The sequence below is a fragment of the Streptomyces roseochromogenus subsp. oscitans DS 12.976 genome (assembly GCF_000497445.1).
In the GTDB taxonomy this organism is placed as follows: Bacteria; Actinomycetota; Actinomycetes; order Streptomycetales; family Streptomycetaceae; genus Streptomyces; species Streptomyces oscitans.
Genome location: NZ_CM002285.1, coordinates 3,814,655 through 3,820,763, shown reverse-complemented (window position 1 = coordinate 3,820,763; position 6,109 = coordinate 3,814,655). Strand labels below are relative to the sequence as shown.

The window sequence follows — 6,109 nt, the reverse complement described above, 5'->3', positions numbered from 1 at the left end:
GGCGCCGCCCGGTGTGCGCTGCTCTCCCACGACGGTTCCGTCGGCCTGCTCCGTTGGGCTGCTGACCTGGCTGGTCACTGAACTGGACCTCCTTCGAGGCGGCTGTCCGGGGTGTGGTCGTCCCACGGACCATCCCAGGATCAACACTACGTCGGTTAGGGTCGCCTTCCCGAGGCGATCCGCAGATTGGTCGACATTTCGAGTCGGCCTGTAGCGCTATCGAGGCGGCACTGAGCGCTGATTCGAGTCGGTCTTGAGCGCTGACGCGCGTAACGTCTTTCCCCGTTGCCTCCTCGCCCCTTAAGGTCTTCCACCTCGGTATCCGGCTTCCCGCGGAAGCCGGACGGTCTGACGCGTTGCTGACGGCGTGTGCGGACAGTGTGCGGACAAACCGCGGACAGAGCGTGCGGACGGATTGCGCCGACCGAGTGTCGTCCGCTCAGGAGTTCAGGTAGGTGAGCACGGCCAGAACACGCCGGTGATCACCGTCGCTCGGGGCCAGGCCGAGTTTCAGGAAGATGTTGCTGACGTGCTTCTCCACGGCCCCGTCACTGACCACCAGTTGCCGGGCGATCGCCGAGTTCGTCCGTCCCTCGGCCATCAGCCCGAGCACCTCGCGTTCGCGCGGGGTCAGCCCCGCGAGCACGTCCTGCTTGCGGCTGCGGCCGAGCAACTGCGCGACCACCTCCGGGTCCAGCGCCGTACCGCCTTCGGCCACCCGCACCACCGCGTCCACGAACTCGCGCACCTCGGCGACCCGGTCCTTGAGCAGATAGCCCACACCTCGGCTGGAACCGGCCAGCAGCTCCGTGGCGTAGCGCTCCTCCACGTACTGCGACAGCACCAGCACCCCGAGCCCCGGATGCGCCTTACGCAGCCGTACGGCCGCCCGTACGCCCTCGTCGGTGTGTGTCGGCGGCATCCGTACGTCCGCCACGACCACGTCGGGCAGCGTGCCCTGTGCCTCCAGATCGGCGACGGTCTTCACCAGTGCCTCCGCGTCCCCCACACCGGCCACGACATCGTGCCCGCGGTCGGTCAGCAGCCGGGTCAGGCCCTCTCTGAGCAGCACTGAATCCTCGGCGATGACCACCCGCACCCTGTCCTCCACGATCTCCTGGCCCCCCAAGCCCGATCCCGCTCCCCGACGACGGTCGTCGGTACCCCCGGTACGTCGCCACGTCAGCACGGCGCTGAGTCAGCACGCCGGTACGTCGTACGAAGGTCCAGCATTCCAGCATTCGGTCCGTGCCGCCGCCCCACCGGAACAATTCCCCCGCCGCGGGAGGGCGGGGGACCGGCGTCATCGCTGTGAGTGACTGCTTGGTGGCGAATGAGTGACGAGGGATGGGGGCCGGGGACGGGGAGGGGGACGGGGGCGGGTGGCTGCCGGCGAGTGCTGTCCCGGGTTTCAGGTCCGCCAGGGCAGTTCCGCGATCACCTGGGTGGGGCCGCCCGTAGGGGAGTCGACGACGAGGACGCCGTCCACCGCGTCCAGGCGTCCGGCGAGACCGGCCAGGCCCGAGCCGAGGGAGACGTCCGCGCCGCCCACACCGTCGTCGGTCACCTGCAGCATCAGCCGGTCCTCCGTGCGCCAGACGTCCACCGACGCGGACCGGGCCCGGCTGTGCTTGCTGATGTTCTGCAGCAGTTCGGAGACCGTGAAGTAGGCGATGCCCTCGATGGCCGGCGCCGGGCGGGCCGGCAGATCGACCTCGACCCGCACCGGGACCGTGCAGCGGGAGGCCACCGAGGACAGGGCCGCGTCCAGGCCCCGGTCGGTCAGCACGGCCGGGTGGATGCCGCGGGCGAGGTCGCGCAGCTCCTGCAGCGCCGTCTTCACCTCGCCGTGCGCCTCCTCCACCATCGCCGCCGCCGAGTCCGGGTCCTCCAGCAGCTTCTCCTTGGCCAGGCCGAGCCCCATGGCGAGGTTGACCAGCCGGGCCTGTGCCCCGTCGTGCAGATCCCGCTCGATGCGCCGCAGATCGGCGGCGGCCGTGTCGACCACGACCCCGCGGTCCGACTCCAGCTCCACCACCCGCGCCGACAGCGGCGACGGCCCCAGCAGCCCCCGGACCAGCAGCCCGTCCACCGTCGTCAGGGCCCGTACGATCCACGGCGTGGCCAGCGTGAACAGCAACCCGACCAGCGCGGTCACGGTGATCTCGAACGGGTTGTCCAGATAGACGCTGTGGTGCTCGTCGCCGTACAGCTGCAGCCCGCCCTGACCGGCGTAGGCCGGGAAGACCCAGAACCACAGCGGGTACGTCAGCAGCGTCCAGCCCGTCGTCCACAGGCTCACCGCCACCGAGAACGAGAACACCGCCCACGGGAACTGCAGCAGCGCGTACAGCGCGTTGCGCCAGGAGGTGCCGCTCTTGAGTACCGCACCGATCCAGGCCAGCGCGCCCGGCCCGCGTACCCGCAGCGGCTCCGGCTCGGCCACGTCCAGCCGCAGCAGCCCACGCGCCCGCGCCCGCTCCAGCGCGCCGAAGCCCCGGCAGCCGGCGAGCGCCGCGGCGAGCACCGGGATGCCGATGAAGGTCACCAGCAGGCCGGTGCCGAGCGACACCATGGTCACCGTCCAGGTGAACAGCACGATGGCCAGCGGCAGGCTCAGCAGGACATAGCCGAACTCGCGCCAGCTGCGTTCCTCGAAGGGTGCCCGCAGTGCGGCGGGCAGCCGGTGGCCGGTTCCGGTGGACCCGCCGTCCTCCCGCCCGTGTCCGTACCCGTGTCCGTACTCCGTGGCCATCGTTCTCGTCCCGTTCTCGTCGTCCGTACGGCGGTTCAGCCGTGTTTCCAGAGTCGTGCGCTGTGAGGGTGCCGGGCCATGGAGGCCGTCGGCGTCTTGAGGCGGGGGTTTCCCCCCTTGCCCCCGGCAGTTCGGCCGTTGATCTGTTCCGTTGTCTTCTTGGTGCCGTTGGGCGCGGTTGCCGTAGGGGAACGCCGTAGGGGAACGCCGTAGGGGTCCTGTCGCAGCCCGGGTGCGGGTTTCGTCGCAGCCCGGGTGCGGGTTTCGTCGTGGCCGGTCGCGCAGTTCCCCGCGCCCCTGGGGGTTGCAGCGGCCGCAACCTCAAGGGAAACTGCCGGCTACTCCGTACGGTCCCGCCACGGAAGCTCGGCCGTGACGACCGTCGGGCCGCCCGATGGTGAGTCGAGTACGAAGAGGCCGTCCACCGCGCCCAGTCGCTCGGCCAGGCCCCGCATGCCCGTGCCGGCCTCCAGGCGGGCGCCGCCGCGGCCGTTGTCCTGGACCTGGATGAGCAGCCGGTTCTCCGTGCGCCAGACGTCCACCGACGCGGACCGGGCCCGGCTGTGCTTGCTGATGTTCTGCAGCAGTTCGGAGACCGTGAAGTAGGCGATGCCCTCGATGGCCGGCGCCGGGCGGTCCGGCAGGTCCACGGTGACCTTCACCGGGACCGTGCAGCGGGAGGCGACCGAGGACAGGGCCGCGTCCAGGCCCCGGTCCGTGAGCACGGCCGGGTGGATGCCGCGGGCGAGGTCGCGCAGCTCCTGCAGGGCCAGCTTCACCTCGCCGTGCGCCTCCTCCACCATCGCCGCCGCCGAGTCCGGGTCCTCCAGCAGCTTCTCCTTGGCCAGGCCGAGCCCCATGGCGAGGTTGACCAGCCGGGCCTGTGCCCCGTCGTGCAGATCCCGCTCGATGCGCCGCAGATCGGCGGCGGCAGTGTCGACCACGACCCCGCGGTCCGACTCCAGCTCGGCGATACGGCGTTCCAGCTCGTCCGAGGGCGACAGCAGCCCGCGCACCATGAAGCGGTCCACGTCGGCGAGGCCCCGCGCCAGATACGGCAGCACCGGCCACAGCACGATCAGCGAGGTCAGCACCGTGCAGAAGGTGACGACGCCCCAGGGCAGCCGGATGACGTCGTACAGCATCGTCCGCCAGCCCACCGGGTCCCTCAGCGCCATCCACAGCCGCTGCATCGGCCCGCCGCTCTTCGCGAGCGGCAGCGGTGTCGGCTCCTCCACCCGCACCCCGAGCAGCCATCGGGCGCGGGCCCGCTCCAGCTTCCCCAACTGCCTTGCGCCCAGCAGACCGAACGCGAGCAGCGGGAGACCGATGACCGTGATCGTCAGGGACCCGCCGACGGACAGCGCGGTGATCGCGTAGACGAAGCCGAACACCGTCACCGGCAGGTTCAGCAGGAGATGAAGGATCTCCTTCCACGTGCGCGCCTCGTACGCCGGCCGGATCGGCGGCAGCTGGTCGGTGCCGTCCGCCCGGCCGGGGGCGGAGCTGCTGGTAGCGGTCATACCGGTCAGCCTGCCGTGCCCGGCGCCCTGAGCGCCATGCGGTATGCCGCCCTCCGCCTACGGGGGAAAACCCCACCCCCGGGCCCGTCACCTGTCTCACGCCGTGACGGGCTGCTTACCGCTTCTTTATCAGGGCCTAGACTCCCGTGCGTACAGACCCTCGAATCACGGTGCGTCAGTCGAATCACGGCGCATCTCAGGGTTCACGGTTCACACGAGGTTCAGGGAGCGAGGTCGGACGACGGTGCGGGAGACGTGGGGGGACTCGACAGCCGCCGCGGCGCAGGTCATCGCGGCCGGATACTTCCGGTCGTACTCGGTGGTGGGCCTGCTCGCTGCCATCGGCGTGCTGTTCGTCGCGGTCGCCTTCGGCGCCGGCCGCCTGCTGCGCCCGGTCGTGCCGACCCCCGAGAAACTCCTGACCTACGAATGCGGCGTCGACCCCGTCGGCGAGGGCTGGGCCCACACCCAGGTCCGCTACTACGTCTACGCCTTCCTGTACGTGATCTTCGCGGTCGACTCGATCTTCCTCTTCCCCTGGGCGACGGTCTTCGCCGCACCCGGCTACGGCGCCACGACCCTGGTGGAGATGTTCATCTTCCTCGGCTTCCTCGCCGTAGGCCTGCTGTACGCATACAAGAAGGGGGTCCTGGCATGGACGTGACCCCGGATTCCGTTTACCTGCCGGAGCCCAAGCGGCTCGGCGCCCTGGCCCGCCTGGCCCCCGAGCCGATGAAGGTGGTCCTGAACTGGGGCCGCCGCTACTCGCTCTGGGTCTTCAACTTCGGCCTCGCCTGCTGCGCGATCGAGTTCATCGCCGCGTCGATGGCCCGGCACGACTTCATCCGCCTCGGCGTGATCCCGTTCGCACCCGGGCCCCGCCAGGCCGACCTGATGGTGGTCTCGGGCACGGTGACGGACAAGATGGCCCCGGCCGTGAAGCGCCTCTACGAGCAGATGCCCGAGCCGAAGTACGTCATCTCCTTCGGCGCCTGCTCCAACTGCGGCGGCCCCTACTGGGACTCCTACTCCGTCACCAAGGGCGTCGACCAGATCATCCCGGTGGACGTGTACGTCCCCGGCTGCCCGCCGCGCCCGGAGGCGCTGCTCCAGGGCATCCTCAAGCTCCAGGAGAAGATCGCCCGCGAGTCCCTGGGGGAGCGGTACGGCGAGACCCGCCCATCGGCGGCCGCACTGACCAGCGACTTGGTGAAGCCCCCGGTCCCGGCTACCACCGCCGAGGGGGAGGCCCGATGAGCACCGTCGGCTGGCTCCCCGCCCCGGTCGAGGACCTCTTCGGTACGGACGCCACGGCCGAGGAGTCGTACGACCTCCTGACCGTGGACGTACCGCCGTCCTCCTGGCTGACGGCCCTGGAGACGGCCCGTACGACCCTGGGCTGCACCTACTTCGACTGGCTGAGCGCGGTCGACGAACCGGGCGCGGGCTTCCGTGTCTCCGCCCATGTCGTCGCTCTGCACCCGGTCCGCCGCCTCCTCGTCCGCACGACCGTCCCGCACGATGCGCCGGCGCTGCCCTCCGCGGTCGGCGTCTACGCGGGCGCCGCCTGGCACGAGCGCGAGACCCATGAGATGTTCGGCGTCACATTCGAGGGCCACCCGGGGCTGGACCACCTCCTCCTCCCCGAGACCTTCGAGGGCCACCCCCTCCGCAAGGACTTCGTCCTCGCCGCCCGCGTCGCCAAGGCCTGGCCCGGCGCGAAGGAGCCGGGCGAATCCGAACACGGTGGCCCCAAGCGCCGCCAGATGCTGCCCCCGGGCGTCCCGGACCCCAACGAGTGGGGCCCCCTGAAGGGCCAGCTCCCACCCGC

6 protein-coding genes are annotated in these 6,109 nt (G+C 70.8%); 3 read left to right on the top strand and 3 right to left on the bottom strand.

The annotated features are described in order from the left end of the window. Window positions 1-439 precede the first annotated feature (439 nt). The 3 genes from M878_RS66190 to M878_RS66180 all read right to left on the bottom strand — a co-directional run bounded on the left by M878_RS66190 (window position 440) and on the right by M878_RS66180 (window position 4,278). Window positions 440-1,099 carry a LuxR C-terminal-related transcriptional regulator gene (locus M878_RS66190; RefSeq protein WP_280923684.1) on the bottom strand — a complete coding sequence of 220 codons (660 nt, stop codon included), beginning with the start codon at window positions 1,097-1,099 and terminating at the stop codon, window positions 440-442. Window positions 1,100-1,411: 312 nt separating this feature from the next. Beyond that, window positions 1,412-2,755 (bottom strand): sensor histidine kinase, encoded by a 1,344-nt coding sequence (locus tag M878_RS66185; protein ID WP_023547448.1) that lies wholly within the window; start codon window positions 2,753-2,755, stop codon window positions 1,412-1,414. A gap of 338 nt (window positions 2,756-3,093) precedes the next feature. Next, window positions 3,094-4,278, bottom strand: coding sequence for a sensor histidine kinase (locus M878_RS66180; protein WP_023547447.1), 1,185 nt, complete (start codon window positions 4,276-4,278; stop codon window positions 3,094-3,096). 244 nt (window positions 4,279-4,522) lie between these two features. On the opposite strand from M878_RS66180, the gene M878_RS66175 reads away from it, so the two are divergent. The 3 genes from M878_RS66175 to M878_RS66165 all read left to right on the top strand — a co-directional run. Beyond that, on the top strand, window positions 4,523-4,942 hold the full coding sequence (locus tag M878_RS66175) for an NADH-quinone oxidoreductase subunit A (RefSeq protein WP_023547446.1): 420 nt from the start codon (window positions 4,523-4,525) through the stop codon (window positions 4,940-4,942). Further along, window positions 4,933-5,535: an NADH-quinone oxidoreductase subunit B gene (locus M878_RS66170; RefSeq protein WP_023547445.1), complete on the top strand. Its 603-nt coding sequence runs from the start codon at window positions 4,933-4,935 to the stop codon at window positions 5,533-5,535. Before M878_RS66175 ends, M878_RS66170 begins: the two co-directional genes overlap by 10 nt. Then, window positions 5,532-6,109: NADH-quinone oxidoreductase subunit C (locus tag M878_RS66165; protein WP_023547444.1), on the top strand; the 578-nt coding region annotated here is incomplete at its 3' end. The genes M878_RS66170 and M878_RS66165, both read left to right, overlap by 4 nt.

What these genes read in the sequence shown, in the direction of transcription:
- M878_RS66180 (WP_023547447.1), bottom strand. Translation starts at nt 4,278, where the DNA reads ATGACCGCTACCAGCAGCTCCGCCCCCGGCCGGGCGGACGGCACCGAC.
- M878_RS66170 (WP_023547445.1), top strand. Translation starts at nt 4,933, where the DNA reads ATGGACGTGACCCCGGATTCCGTTTACCTGCCGGAGCCCAAGCGGCTC.
- M878_RS66185 (WP_023547448.1), bottom strand. Translation starts at nt 2,755, where the DNA reads ATGGCCACGGAGTACGGACACGGGTACGGACACGGGCGGGAGGACGGC.